The following is a 19238-nucleotide window of genomic DNA, read 5'->3' on the forward strand; positions in this document are numbered from 1 at the left end:
ATGGCCTTCGTAACGCTGGACGACGTGACCGCCCGCCTTGGGCGGTCCGCCGCAGACGACACGGAGGCCGCCAGGATCGCCGCGTTCATCACAGACGCAGAGGGTCTAGTCACGGACTACTGCCGGACGGACTTCGAGCAGCACCAGGACGAGACGTTCGACCTGTTGGTGGAAGGGGGCCAGATCACACTGGCCCCCACGCTGTTCCCCAACCTGGTCATCTCCTCCATCACGCTGCACGACGAGTACGAGGACCGCGTTCTCACGACCGACGAATGGAAGGTCATGGGGCGGGTCCTCTACCTGCGCCACGCTCCCGCGTACACCACCGTCACAGTCACGGCGTCGTGGGGCTGGGTGTCAGTGCCGGCCGCGGTGACGGCGGCCGTGTGCTCCGAGGTGATCCGGTGGCTAAGCGTCTCCCCCGGCACCGTCATGGAGAAGACGGGCGATCTTGAGGTGCAGTACGCGACCAATGCGTACAGCCAGGGCCTCAGCGAGGCCGCTAAGTCGATGCTGAGCAAGTACCGCCAACGTGTTGCGTCGATCTCCCTGCACCGGGCCGATACCCACCGACCCGACAGAGCGGAGATCACATGGCGCTATTCAACGACCGTATAGAGATCCACCGCGCCCAGCTCGTTGCCGACGACTACGGCAAGCATCGGGACTGGGCCAACGCCACCGTCGTGTGGTCCGGCATGGGTGCCGGCGTCCCGTACCGGCGTGCCTGGAAGGCCGACGCTGCCTCTCGTGAGACCGCGCTCAACCGCGCGACGTTCTACCTCCCCGGCGATGTCGACGTTGATTCCGCTGACCAAATCCTCTTTCAGGGAAACGTCTGGACGCCCGAGGGCGAGGCGTGGAAGTGGAAGCTCGGCTCCCGCCAATACACGATGCTGAACGTGAGGATGGTGACCAAGTAATGCCGAAGCGTCGGTATGGAAACGACCGCTTCACGTTCGAGCGCAACGCAGGCTTCGAGACCAAGCTCATGCACTCGGCTCCAGTCAAAGCCCTTGTGACGGCTAAGACTTCGGAGCTTGCAGGGCGAATGGTTAAGGCCGCCCCTCGCGGCCCTCACGTAACTACCGACGAGTTCTCGATCAAGAAGAACATCACCCCGTACGTCGAAGTGGTCGGGGATGAATGGGTCGGATACATCGTCATTGAAGAGAACGAACGAGCGAGGCACGCGATGCTTCAGGAAGAGGGATACCGCGACCCTGCCGGGCACCGGCATGCCGGGCGGTTCTTCTTCAAGAAGGTGCTGGAACAGGAGCGTGTTGATTGAGAGTTGACCCGCTCCCCCTTCTGATCGACTACCTGAGCACGTGCCCCGACATTCCTGCGGGCTCTGTGACAGGCACCCTCGTAGGCCGGAGTGTCGGTGAGACCACGGTCTACCTGATCCAGGCCGGTGGCTACCGGCTGACGCGGGACCGTATGGACCGCATGGACATCCTCTACGACGTGTACGGCCAGAGCACGGCAGAGGCCGGCTCCCTCGCCTACGTCGTGCGTGACCAGCTCCTAGAGCACCTGCCGGGCCAGGCCCTCAGCGGCGCCCTGGTGCTCGACGTACGCGAGATCTCGGCTCCTCACTGGCACCCAGACGAGCAGTCGCTTGAGCCCGCCTACACGGGCGAGGTCTCCGTGTTCCTCACCACCGACGACTAACAGCTCAACTCCCCTGCTGCGGCCCCCTTTGGGGCCGTTTTTTGTTTCCCCCAAAGGAGCCTGCATGCCCAACGTGGATACTTCGAAGATTCGGTTTGCGCCGAATGGTTACGTCTACATGGCGCCGGCCGTAGGCGCCACGCTCCCCACCGACGTGGGCGACGGTACGACCGCCCCGACCGGTTACACCTCTCTCGGCTATGTGACTGACGCGGGTGTCACCATTACGCCGCAGGTCAACACGGACCCGGTGAATGTCTGGCAGTCGGCAGTTCCGGTGCTTTACAACGTCACTTCCGCCACTTTCTCTATCCAGGCGACTTTCACCGAGTCCAACATCAACACGACTGAGCTTTTCTTCGGTGCGTCGTGGACCGAGGTGACGGGTAGCGGCGGCACTCCCACCGGTACCTACAAGCTCGACCTCGCCAGCACGCCGGCACTTCAGGAAATCTCGCTCGTCGTGGACTGGTCGCAGGGCAGCATCCATAACCGAGTCGTCATTCCGCGGGCCATGGTCCAGGACCGAGGCGCTATCACGCTCGTCCGTACGGCGGCTCAGGAGTACCAGCTCACCATTGAGGCGCTGGATTCCAACGGCGTCCTCGGATCCGTCTTCACGAACCAGGACATGAGCGGCACCCCCTGATCGGGCCTGAATTAATTCCCGCCCCTGCCGGGGAGGGCTCGTAGTCCCCGGCACCCTCTCTCACCCCAAACCCCTTTGCTTCCTTGGAGTATCCATGCCCGAAAAGAAGACTGAGACCGTCGAGACCGTTGAGACCGTCGAGGTTCCCGACGCTGACGCCGAGCTGGTCGCCGCTGAGGCTGAGGCCACCGTCGACGTGATCGAGGTCGAGCACAACGGCCGTACCTACGCCCTCCCCTCTCCGCTGGACTACCCGGTTGATGTCGTCTTCGCTGACAACGACTTTGAGGCCGTGCGTATCGTCCTGGGCGAGGAGCAGTGGCAGGAGTACCGGAAGACGAAGCCGACCATCCGTGACTTCCAGCTCTTCAACGAGAAGATCAACAAGGCCACGGGAAACTGAGCAGAGCCGTCTACGTCATTCGGAAGTATCCCGAGGAACTGGAAGCTGACTTGCTTCAGTTCTTCGGGGTTGACCTTCTGGACTTGTGGCGTGGGCGGCTCTCTTTGCGCCGTGTCTCCGTCCTGATCAACTCTCTCCTTCGCCAGACAGGGCGATCCGTATTGGCGGCCGTCGTGGACGAGGCCGCTGAGTGGTCCGAGTCTGACTATCTCCTGGCTCGTATCTCTGACGCTCTTGAGCTGTCCAACTGGTTGTTCATTCAGGCCAACTCTGGCGACGACACGAACGACATTCCTGCGCCTGAACCGCTTCCGCGGCCTGGTCAAGAAGTAACCGAACCTGAGTCCGCTTCCTTCACGCACGCCTCCACGAACGAGGTGATCGATTTCTTCAACCGTATGAGCAACCTCTAAGGGGAGCCGATGTCGAATTTGGGTCGGATTCAGGTTGGGTCCGCGTTCATCCTGATTACCCCCGAGATGGATCAGGCTGCGCTGAAGGCGGAGCTGGAGCGAGCGGAAGAGGCGATTGCCAAGTCTTCCAAGACTCGGGAAGAGATCGCGAAGCAGGTGGCTCGTCTTGAGGCGAAGCTACAGGCGTGGGTGACTGCCCAGTACGGGGAAGAGGCCGCTAAGCGCGTCGAGGCCGAGAAGAACGCCATCGAGGCCCGTAAGAAGCTCACCCGGTCCGAGGCCGCTAGCTACATGAAGGCCATGGCCACGGTCACGGCTGCCCAGGAGAAGGAGCTTGCCGAGCGGGAGAGGCAGCAGGCTGCCTTCGCTAAGTACGTCGAGCAGTCCAACGCCCGCATCGCCGCAGCGGAGAAGGCTGAGGTCGCGGCATCGGCTAAGGCCGTCATCGCCGCCGAGAAGGAGAAGGCTGCCGAGCAGGCCCGCCAGGCGAAGGCTCATGAGGCCCGGATCTCTGCTCTGTCCAAGCTGGTCATCCGCCAGGCGTCCATGGAGGCCACCGCGGCGAAGACCGCCGCTCGGGAGGCTCAGGCCGCGTACACGGAGACGTACAACAGCCGCAAGGCTCAGATCCTCTCCACGATGCAGGCCGAGAAGTCCGCGAGCATCGCAACGGCTCAGTCTGCCCTCAGGGCGGCTCAGGCCGAGAAGGCGGCCAACCTTCAGCGCATCCGACAGAACGAGGCCACTGTCCGTGCTCTCTCTACGGGTGCGACCAAGGTTCAGAAGAGCTGGACCAAGGCCGTTCACAGCGTGGGCAGCAAGGTCGAGGGCTTCGGCTCCACCATGTCCGAGTTCGGACGCTCGATCACTCGGAACGTCGTTACGCCGCTGCTGACCGCTGCCGGCGCCATGTCGTACCTAGGTGTCTCTGCTGCTGACTCGATGATGCAGGCCCAGACCGCTCTTCAGCGCATGGGCGTGTCCAACAAGGACACGGCGACGCAGATCAACGAGCTGAAGAATTACGGTACTGCGACGCCCTACAGCGTCGAGGACATGTTCAAGTACGGCACTCAGTATGCCCGTGCTGGCAAGGCGCACGGCCGGTCGTCCAAGGACGCGTCTAAGCGCGCCACTTCGCTGGTTGAGGCCATCGGTAACCTCTCGGCGTTTGCGGGTATCACGGACCCCGCTCAGGTGGGCCGTGCCATGTATGCCGTCAGCATCATGCAGGACGCTGACCGCGCGTCCCTGCGGAACGTCAAGTCTCTTGCGGACAACGCTGGTATCCCCATTCAGGAACTCGCGGAGACCTTCGGCTTCACGGACCGCAAGTTCACTAAGAAGGAAATCAAGGCCAAGCTCGAACAGCAGAAGAAGAAGGGCATCCACATTGCCCTGCCGAAGGAGTACACGGCTTCGGCTCAGATGATGGACTGGATGGCCGACGCCAAGACCACGGGCGGTGTCCCGGGCGAAGGCATTGTTGACGCCATCCTGAAGAGGGGACGCGACCCCAAGGTTGCTGGTTCGGCTATCAGCCAGGGGTCCGCGACGATCGGCGCTCGCCTGTCGAACATGTGGGAGCAGGGCAAGTTCGGCTTGGCCAACTTGTTCATCAAGCCGAAGGGCAAGGACGGGACTTTCGAGTATTCGGGTGCCGGCGAAGCCCTCATGGGTAAGGCGCACACCGACAATCGGAAGTACATCCAGGCTGGCATGGGCCCTCACGGGCAGGAACGTTTCGTCAAGAACCCGAACTACGGCAAGACCACGTACGAGGGCGGTCTCCTCAACACGGTCTCGGATCTCGCAAAGGATCTGAAGGGGCCCTCAGCCAAGATCGTCAAGGAGCTGTTCAAGGACCTGACGACCTTCGCCGGTTGGATCAAGGACGCTGTCTCGTTCCTCAAGGAACACAAGGGACTGACTGACCTCATCATCAAGGCCGGAAAGTTGGCCGCCATGGTCGGCGGTGCCGCGATCGTCTTCGGCGGCATCATCAAGATCTTCGGCAAGATCCTGAAACTGGGCTCCCCCATCGCGGGCCTGGTGAAGGGTCTCCTCAAGGGTGGCAAGGGTGCTGGCAAGATCATCGGCCGGGCTACCGGCCTCGGCACCAAGACGGACGCCCAGCTCGCGGCTAAGGCCGCGAAGGACCAGGCGAAGGCGGAAGCCAAGCAGATCCGTAAGGACGCCAAGGATCTCGCCAGCCGCAACGACCGCAAGATCCGTAACCGCTACGCGAACCAGGTCGAGCAGCAGGGCCGCTCTGAGGCCCGTGACATCGCACGACAGGGCCGTCAGGACACCTCCTTCAGGGAGCGCTACCAGCAGCGCAAGGCCAACGCCAACCCGTCCACGGTCGAGTCCAACAAGATCAATGTGGACACGGAGGCGGCTCAGCGCAAGGTCAACGACCTGGACGACCTGATCGCCGGCCTGAAGACCCGCATTGCTGACCTCAAGAACGAGAACCTGAAGCCACTCGCTGAGGAGTTCGCCGGCAAGGACAGCAGCGTCAAGGCGAAGGCCGACCTCGCTGCGAAGGCCATCCGGGACGCAGAGACCGCGCTGAAGAACTTCCGAGGTCTCCAACTCAGTGCCCTGGACGACGAGTTCGGGAAGGTCACCAAGAAGGACGACGAGTTCAAGACCTCCGTCAAGCACTCCGAGGTTGCTGTCTCTGGCCTGAACGACAAGAACCTCGCTGGACTCGGCAAGGAATTCAAGGGGGCCAAGGCAAAGTCCGACTCGCTGAAGAATGCGGCTCGGAATGCTGCGGGCGAAGTCAACAAGCTCAACGACGAAACCCTCGGCAAGCTGAAGGCCCAGATCGATCACGTCAAGGACGCAACGGACGCCGCATCCAAGAAGGTCGGCTCTGGCGAGAATTCTCTGATCCACCGAGTGGGCCAGCTCAACAGCCAGAAGACGACCAAAATCGTTGAGCAGATGGGCAATCTGAAGAAGAAGATTCAGGACACCGCGGCTGAGGCCCTGATCCTGAATGGCCGACTGGATTCCATCGCTAAGCATGCCCCCGATGGTCATTCATCGTCGGGCAAGGGCTCGTCTTCGACTAAGAAGCACAAGAAGGCCGCTGGTGGTGTTCTGCCGGGCTACACGCCTGGTAGGGACGTGCACAGGTTCATCAGCCCCACGGCCGGCGAACTGCACTTGTCCGGTGGCGAAGCGATTATGCGGCCTGAGTTCACCGAGGCTGTTGGTCATGGATTCATTCACAAGATGAACCACATTGCCCGTAACAAGGGCGTCGGCGGAGTTCGCCACGCAATGAAGTTCGCCAGTGGCGGCATTCTCTCCAAGATGGGTCTCGACAAGCTCATTGAGGCGTCGAAGAACTTCAACATCTCGTCGGATGGCCTTGGGGCCCTCGCCACGATGACGATGGACAGCTCTTCCCGGCAGCTTGGCGGCGACGCTCAGAGCGGCGTCGTGGGCGCCGGCACCTCGGGTTCCCACTTCATCGGTAAGGACTTGGCCGCAAAGCTCGAAGGCATGAAGCAATTCATGTCGCGGGACTCGTGGAAGCTCCTCAAGAAGCTCCCGATCCCTGACGGCTACAGCCAGGCAATCGGCATTGTCGGTGGCGCTGTCGGACCCATCGCCGGTGACCTGTTCTGGCAGGACGTTTGGAAGGGCCAGGGCAACATCCTCGATCGAGGGTCGAAGTACGTTAACGACCTCCTTTCTTGGAACACCCTGAAGAGCATCGTGGGGAATTTCTTCGGTGGCATCTGGGACACCGTAAAGGGTCTCTGGGATGCAGGGTCCAGCTTCCTGACTGATCCGATCGGGTCAATAACCGAGTCCGTAAAGGGCGTCTGGGATCTGGTGGAGGGCGAGTATGACAGTGTAATCGACACGGTCAACGTCCTCAAGGAAATTGTCACCAGCCCGAAGGATTACGCCTCGCAGGTTTGGGGCGACATCGAGTCGACCGCAAAGGACAGCCTTCCGAACATGGACGGCCTCTTCGACTTCTCAGGCAATCACCTGAAGACGAAGGCGCCGGACGTCAGCAAGCTCGCGGACAAGCAGCTTAGCACTCCGGGAGGGGGCTCCGCGGTTACGCGCTGGAAGCCCCAGGTCAAGATGGCGCTGGCCCAGCTCGGGCTTCCGCTGTCGGCTACGAACCTGGTCCTTCACCGAATTTCGGTGGAGTCGGGCGGTAACCCCAACATTATCAACACTTGGGACTCGAACGCTAAGGCCGGACACCCGTCTCAGGGCCTTATGCAGACGATTCCGAGCACCTTCAACGCGTACGCCGGCCCCTACAGAAGCCGGGGTATGAGCGACCCAATGGCGAACATCTATGCCGGGCTCAACTATGCCCACCACCGCTACGGCAAGGGTTGGGTGAAGGCTCTTTCCGGGACCAAGGGCTACGCCACTGGAACCACGGGGGCCGCAAAGGGATGGGCCTGGGTTGGCGAAGAGGGTCCGGAGCTGGTGAATTTCGGAGGCGGTGAAACCGTCCTGGACCACCAGGATTCCATGTTGGCCACGGTGAAGGTACTGAAGGGGTACGCGACCGGTACGGGGAGCAAGCGAACCACGGGTGTGGCTGCGGATGCCGAAAAGGGCGTCTCGTCGCTCAATTCCGCGGTGAACAAGCTGTACCAGATCATCAAGGACGCTTTCACCTCTAACCGGATCAGCTCGAAGACAGCCAACTCGCTGAACAAGTGGCTCGACGGAGAGAACAAGCAGCTCCAGAAGATCGTGAAGCAGAGGACCGACCTCGCGCCCAAGTTGAAGGACGCGAACGCCGCGCTGGCTCAGATCAAGAAGGATGAATCCTCCATGGCTTCGTCCATCTCGGACAAGGCCAAGGGCTTGAGGTCCCTCACTGACGTGTTCAACGACGGTGGGGTGTCGGCGTCTGCCGGCCTCCACAGCCTGCACGAGCGTCTGGCAGCGATTAAGTCCTTCCAGAGCGACCTTTCGGCGCTCACAAAGAAGGGTTTCTCCAAGGACATCATCAGCGAGATTGCCCAGGCTGGACCCGAACAGGGCGACGCCATGGCGAAGGAGCTGCTGAAGTCGACTGCTGCTCAGGTGTCGGACTACAACAAAACCTATAAGGCCATCGGCACGGCCTCCGATTCCCTCGGGAAGTCGGTGGCGTCCTCGTACTACGCGGCCGGAAAGAAGGCCGCTCAGTCTCTCGTGGACGGACTGACCGAAAAGGACAACAAGCTGAAGAAGCAGATTGAGAAGATCGCTGACACGATCACGAACACTCTCAAGAAGAAACTGCACTTCAACTCGAAGACTCCTGTCAGTGCCGGTCTGGCATCTCTCCTTACTTGGCTCACTGGCGAAGGTCAGGCGGTCAAGGGCGGAGGAAGTACCGCCAAGAAGAAGAGGACGAGGGTCACCACGACCTATTCGACGGATTCCAAGGGCCGGAAGGTCACGACGGTTACCACCACGACGACCGACCCGGCAAAGGGAACTACCACCACGGTTACTGAAAGGACCGTTGGCGGTAAGACCACGAAAACCACCAGGGTCAGCCACATCAAGGGCTATGCGACTGGTACCCGGTCCGCTTCTCCCGGTATCGCCCTCGTTGGCGAGAGGGGCCCCGAGCTGATCAATTTCAATGGTGGTGAGCGCGTCTACAACGCCAAGGACACGGCTGGAATGGCTGGCCCTCGCTACGAGATCCACATTCACGAGGCCAAGGCCGAGAACACCACTCAGTCTGTCCTTCGGGCGATGAAGTACGCAGAGACGATGGCCGCACTGTAATCGACAAGGAGTGTTAAATGCCGATTCCCGCAGGGCCATACACCCCAGGTAGCGGAGAGTGGAACCACAACCCACTCATTCCAATTCCGGAGGATTGGCAGCACACATACGTGTCGATCAGAGGCGCCAACGGTGAGGGGGAGGAGATCCCCCTCACCGGTCTCACCAATGGGGCATGGCCGGCCATCGTGCTCCAGCCCGGCGCCTCCGGGCTGGACATGCCGCCCTTCGAGCTGCACACGGACGACTCCCCCAACCTTGACGGCTCGATCTACCGGGGCGCCAGGGCGGCAGCGAGGCCGATCCTCTTGCCTCTCTACGTCTACGGCATCGACCGCAAGACGTTGATTTCATTCAAGCGCAAGCTCGCCAATGCGCTGAATCCCAAGAACGGCTTCTGTGTCCTGACGTTCATCGAACAGGACGGAGTGGCCCGGCGTCTCCAGTGCTACTACGTGAGCGGCATGGAGGGAAGCGAGTCCGTGGACTCCGCGGGCTTCACCTGGATCTCCTACGGCATCCAGCTCACGGCCACTGACCCCTGGTTCTACGGGGACGTTGAGATTGAAGCCCACTGGTCCTTCGGCCAGTCCCACCCGTTCCTCGGCAACCCGTTCCTCCCGCTCCAACTCAACTCAGGGACGCCGGCCGCGGGCTCGCTGATCGTGGACAACCCCGGCGACATCGAGGCATGGCCCGTCTGGACGATTACCGGGCCTCTCAAGTCCTTCACCTTCACGGGCCCGACTGCGCCAGGCGAGGACCCGCCGAGCTGGGGCATCCCGGCTCAGCCGGGTGGGGCTGACTGCCTGGCAGTCGGACGGACGCTCACAGTCGACTGCCGACCGGGCTGGAAGACCATCACTGACGACCAGGGAACGAATTATTTCCCTCTCCTGGGCGCCAACCCCGTCCTTTGGTCGGTGCCTGCGGGCACTTCGACTGTTCAGGCTGATCTCGTCTCTGGTAGCGGAACTCCCACAGTCAAGCTGGAGCTTTTGCCGCGCTATGCAACTTACTGACATGAGGTGTAAATGGGCTATCGAGTGGAGGTGCGCGACGCTGCACTGAACCGGATAGGGGTTATCGACACGTGGATCTCGATGGACCTGGTGGTGAGGTACTGCGCGACCGGCACGTGGCAAATCCTTGTGGAGGCCGGTACTCCTCAGGCTGACATGCTGCAAAAGGGTGGCGGCATCGCGATCTACCAGGACGAGGTGGATACGCCGATCCTGACGGGTCAGATCGAGACCTTTCAGCACTACTGGACCAATGACCAGCACACCTCTCTTGGCTCGCTGTACTTCGGCGGCAAGTGCGACAACAAGATCGCTTACAACAGGTTGGCCTTCCCCGACCCCACCAAGCCCGCAACACAGCAGTGGAGCAACACGGACGACGCTCGCGCAGTTTCAGGCCCGGCAGGTCACCTGATCTGGAACGAGCTGAATCAGGCCCTTGGGCCTGGCGCCGTTGCTGAGCGCCGGATCGGCAACGTGATCTTCGAAGGTGACGTGAGCTTCGGCTCGACCATCTCTGACAATCTCCAATGGGATGTCATCGGGGCCAAGTTGGAAGCGTGGACCACGAACACCGGCTCCGGTAACAACGGCGCCGGCTACCGCTTCGTCTGGAATCCCAACGGCAAGTGCATCAACCTGCACATCTACGCTCCGCGGGACCTGTCCAAGGACGTTCGCTTCTCCCGGGAGTTGGGGAACCTCCGTGAGTTCACGTGGTCGCTGACGGCTCCCACCGTCACGCGAGTCATTGTGGCTTGCCAGGGCACCGGCAAGGGCCGGTACCTGTACCAGCAGATCGACTCTGACACTGAGGCCGAGTGGGGCCTTCAGATCGAGCAGTGGCTTGACCGTCGAGACCTCCCCATCAAGGCGGATCCGGCCACGGGCCTCCCCATCAAGGCCGATCTCAGCGTTACCGACGCGCAGTTCGCGATGGCTCAGCAAGCCGTCCAGACCGCTGCCACGGACGCCCTGACCCAGGGCGCCAAGAACGGCAACTTCCAGATCTATCCCCTTGACACCCCGCACATCAAGTTCGGCCGTGATTACTTCGTGGGCGACATCGTGACGGTTTCCGTCGACGGAACCGAATACACGGACATTGTGCGAGAGGTGTCCATCACCGTGGACTCAGGTGGACAGACAGAGACCGTGTCCCCGTCTATCGGTGACCAGGGCTCGGGTAACCCCCTGAATCTCTACAAGACTGTGTTTGAAATGCGCGAAAAGTTGCGCCGACTTGAGGCGAGGATGTAATGGCAAACGAGATTAGTTATCCCTTTGCCGCCGATAGCGCGGGCGGCGGATCGCAGATGGTTTCTCAGGCTCAGTGGCAGTACCTTGCTCGGGCCTTCGGTAAGGACAAGGTTGACTTCCGGCTGACTCAAACGTCAATCGATGCGTTCTCCCTGCCGTTTCAGGCAAGCGTGGCCAGCGGCACGTCAGTGACCGTACAGCCCGGCCGAGCCTTCGTCGGTGGCTTCTACTACCAGCTCACCGCCGCTACCGCTGTCAGCATTGCGGCCAACAACGGCAGCACCGGCCGGATCGACCTGATCGTCCTCCGGGCGAACATGTCCACCAGCGCGGTCAACATCGCGGTCGTCCAGGGCCAGCCCGCGGCGACGCCCAAGGCGCCGGCACTCACCAACAGCTATGGCGGCATCTGGGAGATGGGCCTCTACCAGGTCACTGTGCCAGCCAACAACGGTGCACTCTCCCTGGTCCCCATCATGCCGTTCGACACACACGAGATCACTGCCGTGCCGTGGAATGCCCCCCAGGCGGCTGCCTACCGGTCCAACGGCTCGTTCGTGCTCGACATGGACTCGAACAACACCGACACCCAGGCCGAATATTGGGTCGGTCGAGACGGCAATGTCGTGTCCCGGGACCTGTCCAAGCCCCGCCAGTACACGCCAAGCCTGGTCAACGTGAACGTGGACCTCCCGAGCGCCAATAGGACCGGTAGATGGCGCTGGATCGCGCCCGGAATGGTCTACTTCTCGGTATTCCTGAAGAACGACTGGGAGGACTCCGGCCCGACCCGTACGGGGACGAACAGCATTGGCATAACCCTCCCGACCCCCGCTAGCGGTGCTACGGGACAGGTGGTACACGGCGTCCTTCACAACCCCAACTATAACGGCGGACTCCCTAACCTGATGGAGATTCACGCCGAGATAGCTCAGGGCAGTTCCGGGCAGACCACCGCGACCCTGTATTACCCCAACCCGACCAGCACCTCTGAGGGCTTGGACGGACTGAGGGCTATCCCAACGCTGTCGAACCTCAAGATCTCCGGAGTGTACGAGGCATCGACCTTCGGCAACTAACGCTGATACCTGACTAGTTAGGCCCGCTGGCATCTCCAGCAGGGCCTTTTTTCATGCCCTTTTACGGAGGTGCCACTTGGCACGAAATCTGTTCGGCGGCACCGCCGATTCAGTGGCCGAAGACATAACCGGCGCCCGTGTTCCGAATGCCGTGGGAACCGTCTGGGACGGACCCTCTGCCGGCGCGGCTCAGTTGACTGACCTCACCGACATCGACGGCGCCCCGATCCTTCAGCTTCAGGCAGACGCCAACGGATACCTCGCGGCCTTTTACGGCCCCGATGGATACGAACGTCTCTGGGTGGACTTCGGAGGCGGCAGGGTCGCCCTGGTCTCCGTCACGGTCGGCGAACGCCTCGACTCCCACCTGACCGGGATCGACCCTCACGGGGACCGCTCGTACAGCGATGCCCAGCTCTCCACCCACAGGACCGCCGCAACCGGGGTCCACGGGGTCACCGGCAACGTCGTCGGCACATCGGACACGCAGACGCTCACGAACAAGACGCTAAACGGCGGTGTCCTCTCGGGAACCTTCACCGGCGCCCCCATCCACTCAGGCAACCCGACCTTTTCCGGGAACCCTCAGCTCACCGGCCTGCCAAAGTTCTCGCAGAGCACCGCTGGTAACGACGCCTTCGGTATCAACGTCACAGGTGACGCTTTCGACCGGGTTCGAGTCACTACTGACGGCAAGATCACTTGGGGCCCTGGCACTGCGGCCCGCGACACCACCCTCTACCGCAACGCGGCGGACACACTCAAGACCGATGACAGTTTCATCGTGGCCGGCACCCTGACGTCCACGGGTGGCGCCACTATCTCAGGCGGAGCCACGTTCACCACGGCAGCCCCGCTGTCTCAGGCTGCTACGTCCGGCACCACTGCCTACCGGGCCGCAGCTTCCGGCGACACGAGCGACCGGTTCCAGATGAAGGCATCCGGCCTCATGGAGTGGGGCGACGGAACGAATGCGCGTGATACCAACCTCTACCGCTCCGCGGCCGACACGCTGAAGACGGACGACAGTTTCGTTGTCGGGGGTGACTTGACCGTCTCGTCCACGACGTGGACCTCCTACGTGCCAACCGTAACGAATGGTGGATCGGTCACCTGGAGCCACCAAATCGGCTGGTACAAGAAGATCGGAAAGATCGTTTTCATCGAGATCTATCTTTCCTGCAACACGGCTGGATCTGGCACTACGAACCTCTCTGTTTCCCTTCCGAGTACGCCCCTGCGAGACGGTGACGGGGCTGCCTCTACTCGCCAGATCCTTGCCGGATACGGCAGCGGCGTTGGCGCAGGCACGAACAGTTCCGTGTCAGGCACCTTCGTCGCTGTTGCCCTTGCTGGCGGCTCCGGTGCCGTTCTCGACAACCTTCGAGGTCCCACAGACATCGCCCTGCGGGGCGAGAACATCACGGCGTCCACTGTCCTCACCTTCCAAGGATGGTACCGGGAGGCGTAATGAATTCCACGAACGTATTCCAGTACGCCGGTATGGCTTCTACCGCCATCGCCGCCCTGGTTATGGCCAAGGCCGCATGGCGGCTGAATACCGCCAAGGTGTGGAAGGAAGAGGCCGAAGCGCAGCGCGCACGCGCTGACCGGCTTCAGCAAGACATGGACGAGATCAAGGAGCGGCTGACCAGGATTGAGGACGAGAACAAGCGGCTCGTGGAACTGCTGACTGCTCTCAACCCTGCGAGCGTCGCCGCCCGCCGTATCTGACAACTGCCTTTTCGGAGGCCGAGGTTCGCCCTCGGCCTCCTTTTTCATGCCCTGAAGGGGGACGACATCATGAGTGGTGCTGCTGCACTAATCAAGGTAGCCAAGGCGGAAGAGGGCTACAAGGAAGGTTTCAGTAACGGTCACTGGAACAACAAGGAGAAGTACGCCGCGGAGGTCCCCACGATGGCGTGGGTGAGTGCTGGCGGCTACCCGTGGTGTGCGCTGTTTGTTTCCTGGGCTGCGCTGAAGTCCGGGAACGAGGATCTGTTCCCGCGCTCCGCTTCCTGCTCGTACGGCGTGAACTGGTTCAAGTCCAAGGGCCGATTCTCGGAGTACCCGGCTGTTGGCAGTCAGGTCTTTTTCGGTCCGAACGGCGGCTCTCACACCGGAATCGTTGTGGCTTACGATTCCGTTTCTGTCTGGTCGGTGGAAGGGAACACCAACACCAACGGCTCGCCAGAGGGCGACGGGGTTTATCTCCGTAAGCACGCTCGGCGTGACGCTCACGTATACGGCTACGGCCTGCCGAAGTTCGCTGAGGGAGTGACCACCGCGGACCCGGCCCTGAAGGGCAAGCCCGGTTTCCACTACGCCGCGAAGGCGGACGGCCCTGTCTCCTCGACGCCGGCCCCGAAGCCGAAGGCTCCGACCGGCCTGAAGAAGGTGGTGGTCAAGAGCGGCATGACCCTCACGTCCATCGCCGTAGCGGCTGGCGTGACCCTCGCGTCCCTGCTGACTGCCAACCCCGGCATCAAGGACCCGAACAGCATCCAGCCCGGCCAGACCATCAATGTGCCGGCCAAGCCCTTGGCCACCTCGAAGCCGACTCCCAAGGCGCCCGCCAAGCCGACCCACAAGGCCACTGCCAAGCCCTCTCCGAAGCCTTCGAGCACGAAGGGCTGCAAGTGACCACCGCGGATTGGGTGTGGGGCGGCTGGGTCCTCGCATTCGCGGCCTTCGAGGCTCGCGCCCTCGCCAGCAAGAAGCAGGGCGACACCCTCTCTGAGCGCGTCAGGTCGTGGTTCCACACCCGCACCGCGCCTGGTCGCGCGCTGTTCACAGGCGTCTGGAGCGGCTTCGCCGTCTGGTTCCTGATCCACATTCTTACCGGCTCCATGTGAGCCCCTGAGGAGTCGTATGAAGAACTTCGTTGCTACGCACGCTGTACGCCTGATCGGTCTCGTCGGCGCCCTGGCGCCCGTCCTGGTCGACCGGTACCCCGGTGTCCCGTGGGAAGCCCTCGTTGGCGTCGTCGCTGGTCTGCTCGGCCTCGGTGAGGTCGCTCAGCGCAAGGCGGACCAGAAGACCGCCACCGCGTGGGCTCTCGCTGAAGCGGGTCATCTCGCGCTTGCCGAGCTGGAGAGACTGCACGAGAAGCAGGCCGCTGCTGAGGCTGCGGAAGCAGCTCCCGCCGAGCCGACGCCGACCGAGGCGCCGGCCCCCGCTGTTCAGGCTCCTACTGCCTGACGGCCCACTGTCTGAGGTAGAGGGGTCTACCTCGGGTGAGAAGGAAACAATGCCCCCCGGCTGCGGCCGGGGGGCCTTTCTTTGTTTCAGCTCCGCGTCACGTACTTAACCGAGGGACCGGCCTTCCAGCTCTCCCCGGCCCGCTCCTGGATGCTCATGCGGATGAGGACGGTGTGAACCCGCTCGTCGGAGAAGAACCCTCGCCCGTGCTCCTCGGCCTTCTCAGGCGTCTCGAAGCCGTCCGCCCGGATGTCCATGTCACTCCAGAGCGGGTCAGGGACGTACCCCCCGTGCTCGTTCAGGGCGATGGCGCTGTACTGCACCCGCTTGGGCTTCTGAAGGTTGCGGGTCAGCCGTCCCTTATGCAGGTACCAGTACAGGCTTCCGTCCTGTACCTGCCAGCCCTTCTCACGGGCGATGGCCAGGGCCTCGTTCTGGATCGCCGCTTCGGTGTCGTCCGGCGTGCTCTTCAGGTAGTGCCGGTACGTGGTCATGTCGTGGGTCAGATCGGCAACGATCTTGTCTTCGAGATGGAAGACGGTGATCTTCGCGTAGTGCATCGGGGTCATGCGTTCGCTCCTGTACGATGAAAGCGAACGACCCCGGACACTGATACTGTCCGGGGCCGTTCTATTTACTTGCTCGGTTCGTCCCAGCTCTGGGCATTGCCAAGCCGATTCCACTTGCTTGTGACTCTGGTGTATCTGCCCTGAACCGGCCTCGCGGTCGGGTGCTTGGGCATCTCGCTGGGCTTCACTTGCCGGTCCTTCTGTACTCCTCGCACCGGCGCTTCCAGTACCGCTTAGCGGCCTCCGTGTTGCCCTCCTCGGCCAGCTCCAGGAAGTTGGCCGGCACCTCGTACCCGCCCTTCGGCGGGGCGGTCTCAGCGATCAGGTCGAGCAACGGGTCCTTCACCTCGGCCGCGGGCTCGACCTCGGGGGACTTGGCCTTGGGATCGGCGAAGCCTTCGGGCTCCTCAGCGGGGATGCCCCACACGTTGGCCATGCTGTGAACGGTGTCGACCACCTCACCCGTCTCCGCGTGCCGCAGCAGGTTGGTCCCCTCGTAGGATTCCTTCCAACTCACGTACACCAGAGGACCGTTCTCGTTCACGGCCTTCTTACCGGGTCCGCCGTAGTAGAAGAACGTCCGCCGACCGCTCCAGTTCACGAACTTGCTCATGCGGTACTTCTGCCAGTCACGGACAGGCGTCTCGGGCTCCTGGTCCTCGACCTCGACGGCCGCGGGCTCCTCGTGCTTCTCGGGCGCCGGCTCCTGCTCCTGCTCCTGGTCCTCACCGGTCCCGAGGTACCCATTGATGAGCCGCTGCGTCTTCTCGTGCGGCTCGGTATAGGTGTCGAGAAACTTCCCAGCAGCGCGCTTCGTGGCGCTGTTGTCGTACATCGTCTTGAGGTACTGCGCCTTCTCCAGGAGCCACCCCAGCGTCTCGGCCCGAACACGGCCGGACGCGCCGCTGTTCATCCAGCTCATACGGTCCAGATCGGAGACCAGGACATCGGACGCGTCCTTGAGGCGTCCGCCGTCGATGTAGAGGGCCGAGATCGTGTGTGCCAGGCTCTTGGGCATCTTGATCTCGTGCCGGATCTCGCGGGGGTCGTCGGGCTCGTACTCCAGTTCGAGCTTCATCATGGTCTTCGCCGCCATGACGTTGTTGCCGTTGGTGGAGTCGAGCCAGCCATAAGCGATGTCGAGGGCAGCCCCGAGAGCCGCGTTGGTCAGGTTGAGGTCGATGCTGTTGAGGCTGTTCCTGTCCTGCCTCTCCAGCTCCTTCGCGCCCTCCTGGCAGGCCGCCATGAGGTCCCGCTCTCCCTGCGTCTTGGGCTTCACGTTCTTCAGAACGTGGCGGCGAATCTGTCCGGGCACGTGGAGCGTCTTCGTCACTTGTTCTTCCCCTTGCTCTTCGCACTGTTTTCAGGAATGGACCGGTCGACCAGGTAGACACCCCAAAAGTTCTTCGGGAGGATCTTCACCTTCACGCCGAACCGGTCAGCAATTCCAAGCTCTACGATCTTCTTCGCCCACTCCTCAACGATCTCCCACGCCTGAGCGTGAGAGGGCTGGCGCGAGATCATTTCCTCGCGCTTGGAAGGGCGAACGAACAATGCCTTTTCGTACTTACTCATGGGGCCTTAGAGAAGAAGAGCGTTCTTGAACGGGTTCGAGCTGACGGGTGCCGGCGCCGCCTTCGGCTTCGGGGCCTCGAAAGTGATCACCTTGAGGGCAGGCTTCTCGTGCTCCTGGTCCTCGGGGTCGATCAGGCGATAGATGGTGCTCGGGGCGCCCCGCCTGCCCGTCTTCTCCGTGACGACTTCCACGTCATCCATGTCAGCCACGGTGTCCTTGATCCCCTGCGCGTTCAGCTTCCCCCACAGGGGCCGCAGCAGGTCAGAGGACTTCGCCTCTCCCCCGTACCTCTTCAGCACGTCCCGGATCATGTCCTCAGGGGACTTGTCAGCCTGGTTGGAGCTGCCGGTGATCGCGTCCTTCACCAGCCGCTCAGTGCTGTTCATGCTGTAGGTGACGAAGGCCCACGCCGCTTCCACAGCGTCCCGGCTGATCTCCTCCGTCATCGCGGTGGCGGCGAGCACCGCGGCCACTCGCTGAACCTGCTCCGCCGCACGCTCCATGTACGAGGCCAGCAGCTCGGGCATCTCCGCCATCTTGGCCTCGACCTCGGCCCGGATCTCGTCGTACCGCTCTCCAGCCTCCTCGGTGAAGCGCATGACGCGGGGGTTCTCCTCGTCCGTAGCCCACGCCACGGCCTCTTCGAGTTCCGTGGTGTCCGGGATTACGGGCTTGCTGTTGAACGGCAGCATCTTGGACTTCTCGACCGCGACCGGGAGCAGGCGGTTGTACGAGCCCCCCAGGGCCTCGCTGGCGCTCACGTACTTGGCCCACTCACCAGGGGTGATGTGGGCGTGGAAGCCGAGAAGCGGCTGAGCGACGTGGATCGTGCCCTTCGTCCTGGTCCGGTGGCTGATCGCCTTGCCGTCCCAAGCGGTCCGGAAGTACGTGCTGAACTTGCTGCACCTCTTCTGGTCCTTGAGAATCGACGCCCACTCCTCTTCCACGATCATCGTCCGGCCGTCTCCAGAGCTGTCCAGCTCCATCTTGGACAGCGTCTCGGCCAGCGTCGGGCCGTTGGCGACACCGGCCCGCTTGCGGGTGTAGAGGAATCCGCCGAGCGGCTTGTTCAGGAGTGCGGTGGCCGTGTTCAGCGCGTAGCCCTTGCGCCCGATGGCGCTGCGACCAGCGAGAACGGTCCAGATCACCACCGGCCGGCGGTTGTCGAGCCGCACGTTCCGGCTGATCGCCGTGGAGTACAGGGAAAGGCTCGCGGCCCACACGCCGATGGGGTCCGCCTCGCTCGTCGGCATCGCGCCCTTCACGGCCTCGCCCAGCGGACCGAATGCCATCTCTTCAAACGTCGTCATGATCTGTTTCCTCCCCTTGTTAGGCGCTCAGCGCCGCGTTCTCGGCGTCACCCAGGGCCTCGAACAGCAAGGCCCGGAACTTTTCCCCGTGCTCGTCGCACAGGTCGTACTCGTCATTGGCGATCTTCAGTTCCACGGTCGCCGGAACCTCGCCCTTTCCGATCTTCTTGCAGCCGTCGCAGTAGATCGCCGTCGTGACGATGCGAGCCATTACGGGTAACCCCCTTGAACATTTGACCATTGTATGTGCCATCCGGTGGCGCTTTGGCCTCATCGAGAGCCCATGACA

General features: G+C 62.3%; 21 protein-coding genes. 16 read left to right on the plus strand and 5 right to left on the minus strand.

The window, feature by feature from the left end; translation table 11 throughout:
* From AC07C1_RS32960 to AC07C1_RS33035, 16 genes are all read left to right on the plus strand, one after another.
* Window positions 1–621 (plus strand): hypothetical protein, encoded by a 621-nt coding sequence (locus AC07C1_RS32960; RefSeq protein WP_478945034.1) that lies wholly within the window; start codon window positions 1–3, stop codon window positions 619–621.
* A complete protein-coding gene (locus tag AC07C1_RS32965; RefSeq protein ID WP_478945036.1) occupies window positions 597–926 on the plus strand; it encodes a hypothetical protein in 330 nt (109 codons plus the stop codon). The genes AC07C1_RS32960 and AC07C1_RS32965 overlap by 25 nt, the downstream gene beginning before the upstream one ends.
* Window positions 926–1294, plus strand: a complete 369-nt coding sequence (locus AC07C1_RS32970; RefSeq protein WP_478945038.1) for a hypothetical protein — start codon at window positions 926–928, stop codon at window positions 1292–1294. The genes AC07C1_RS32965 and AC07C1_RS32970 overlap by 1 nt, the downstream gene beginning before the upstream one ends.
* 65 nt (window positions 1295–1359) lie before the next feature.
* Window positions 1360–1680 carry a hypothetical protein gene (locus AC07C1_RS32975; protein WP_478945040.1) on the plus strand — a complete coding sequence of 107 codons (321 nt, stop codon included), beginning with the start codon at window positions 1360–1362 and terminating at the stop codon, window positions 1678–1680.
* A 64-nt stretch (window positions 1681–1744) separates the two neighbouring features.
* Window positions 1745–2329 carry a phage tail tube protein gene (locus AC07C1_RS32980; RefSeq protein WP_478945041.1) on the plus strand — a complete coding sequence of 195 codons (585 nt, stop codon included), beginning with the start codon at window positions 1745–1747 and terminating at the stop codon, window positions 2327–2329.
* A 94-nt stretch (window positions 2330–2423) separates the two neighbouring features.
* On the plus strand, window positions 2424–2732 hold the full coding sequence (locus AC07C1_RS32985) for a hypothetical protein (RefSeq protein ID WP_478945043.1): 309 nt from the start codon (window positions 2424–2426) through the stop codon (window positions 2730–2732).
* A 50-nt stretch (window positions 2733–2782) separates the two neighbouring features.
* Window positions 2783–3145, plus strand: coding sequence for a hypothetical protein (locus tag AC07C1_RS32990; RefSeq protein WP_478945045.1), 363 nt, complete (start codon window positions 2783–2785; stop codon window positions 3143–3145).
* Between the two features lie 9 nt (window positions 3146–3154).
* The gene (locus AC07C1_RS32995) at window positions 3155–8932 is read left to right on the plus strand and encodes a transglycosylase SLT domain-containing protein (RefSeq protein ID WP_478945046.1); all 5778 of its coding nucleotides are present in this window, start codon (window positions 3155–3157) and stop codon (window positions 8930–8932) included.
* A 17-nt stretch (window positions 8933–8949) separates the two neighbouring features.
* Window positions 8950–9954, plus strand: a complete 1005-nt coding sequence (locus tag AC07C1_RS33000; RefSeq protein WP_478945048.1) for a phage tail domain-containing protein — start codon at window positions 8950–8952, stop codon at window positions 9952–9954.
* Window positions 9955–9966: 12 nt separating this feature from the next.
* Window positions 9967–11214 carry a siphovirus ReqiPepy6 Gp37-like family protein gene (locus AC07C1_RS33005; RefSeq protein ID WP_478945050.1) on the plus strand — a complete coding sequence of 416 codons (1248 nt, stop codon included), beginning with the start codon at window positions 9967–9969 and terminating at the stop codon, window positions 11212–11214.
* Entirely contained in the window at window positions 11214–12293 is a 1080-nt protein-coding gene (locus AC07C1_RS33010; protein WP_478945052.1) for a hypothetical protein, read from the plus strand. Before AC07C1_RS33005 ends, AC07C1_RS33010 begins: the two co-directional genes overlap by 1 nt.
* Before the next feature lie 76 nt (window positions 12294–12369).
* Window positions 12370–13764, plus strand: a complete 1395-nt coding sequence (locus tag AC07C1_RS33015) for a hypothetical protein (RefSeq protein WP_478945054.1) — start codon at window positions 12370–12372, stop codon at window positions 13762–13764.
* Window positions 13764–14027: a hypothetical protein gene (locus AC07C1_RS33020; RefSeq protein WP_478945055.1), complete on the plus strand. Its 264-nt coding sequence runs from the start codon at window positions 13764–13766 to the stop codon at window positions 14025–14027. The genes AC07C1_RS33015 and AC07C1_RS33020 overlap by 1 nt, the downstream gene beginning before the upstream one ends.
* Window positions 14028–14096: 69 nt before the next feature.
* Window positions 14097–14936 carry a CHAP and LysM peptidoglycan-binding domain-containing protein gene (locus AC07C1_RS33025; RefSeq protein WP_478945057.1) on the plus strand — a complete coding sequence of 280 codons (840 nt, stop codon included), beginning with the start codon at window positions 14097–14099 and terminating at the stop codon, window positions 14934–14936.
* Window positions 14933–15148 carry a hypothetical protein gene (locus AC07C1_RS33030; protein WP_478945059.1) on the plus strand — a complete coding sequence of 72 codons (216 nt, stop codon included), beginning with the start codon at window positions 14933–14935 and terminating at the stop codon, window positions 15146–15148. Before AC07C1_RS33025 ends, AC07C1_RS33030 begins: the two co-directional genes overlap by 4 nt.
* A 16-nt stretch (window positions 15149–15164) precedes the next feature.
* Window positions 15165–15494 carry a hypothetical protein gene (locus AC07C1_RS33035; protein ID WP_478945061.1) on the plus strand — a complete coding sequence of 110 codons (330 nt, stop codon included), beginning with the start codon at window positions 15165–15167 and terminating at the stop codon, window positions 15492–15494.
* A gap of 86 nt (window positions 15495–15580) precedes the next feature.
* Here AC07C1_RS33035 and AC07C1_RS33040 read toward each other — a convergent pair whose 3' ends face one another.
* From AC07C1_RS33040 to AC07C1_RS33060, 5 genes are all read right to left on the minus strand, one after another.
* Window positions 15581–16063: a hypothetical protein gene (locus AC07C1_RS33040; protein ID WP_478945063.1), complete on the minus strand. Its 483-nt coding sequence runs from the start codon at window positions 16061–16063 to the stop codon at window positions 15581–15583.
* Between the two features lie 184 nt (window positions 16064–16247).
* The gene (locus AC07C1_RS33045; protein WP_478945065.1) at window positions 16248–17396 is read right to left on the minus strand and encodes a hypothetical protein; all 1149 of its coding nucleotides are present in this window, start codon (window positions 17394–17396) and stop codon (window positions 16248–16250) included.
* A complete protein-coding gene (locus AC07C1_RS33050) occupies window positions 17393–17638 on the minus strand; it encodes a hypothetical protein (protein ID WP_478945067.1) in 246 nt (81 codons plus the stop codon). Before AC07C1_RS33050 ends, AC07C1_RS33045 begins: the two co-directional genes overlap by 4 nt.
* A 6-nt stretch (window positions 17639–17644) precedes the next feature.
* Window positions 17645–18949: a DUF3987 domain-containing protein gene (locus AC07C1_RS33055; protein WP_478945068.1), complete on the minus strand. Its 1305-nt coding sequence runs from the start codon at window positions 18947–18949 to the stop codon at window positions 17645–17647.
* 19 nt (window positions 18950–18968) lie between these two features.
* A complete protein-coding gene (locus tag AC07C1_RS33060; protein WP_478945070.1) occupies window positions 18969–19160 on the minus strand; it encodes a hypothetical protein in 192 nt (63 codons plus the stop codon).
* Between the last annotated feature and the right edge of the window lie 78 nt (window positions 19161–19238).

The organism is Streptomyces sp. NPDC045022 (assembly GCF_056432605.1).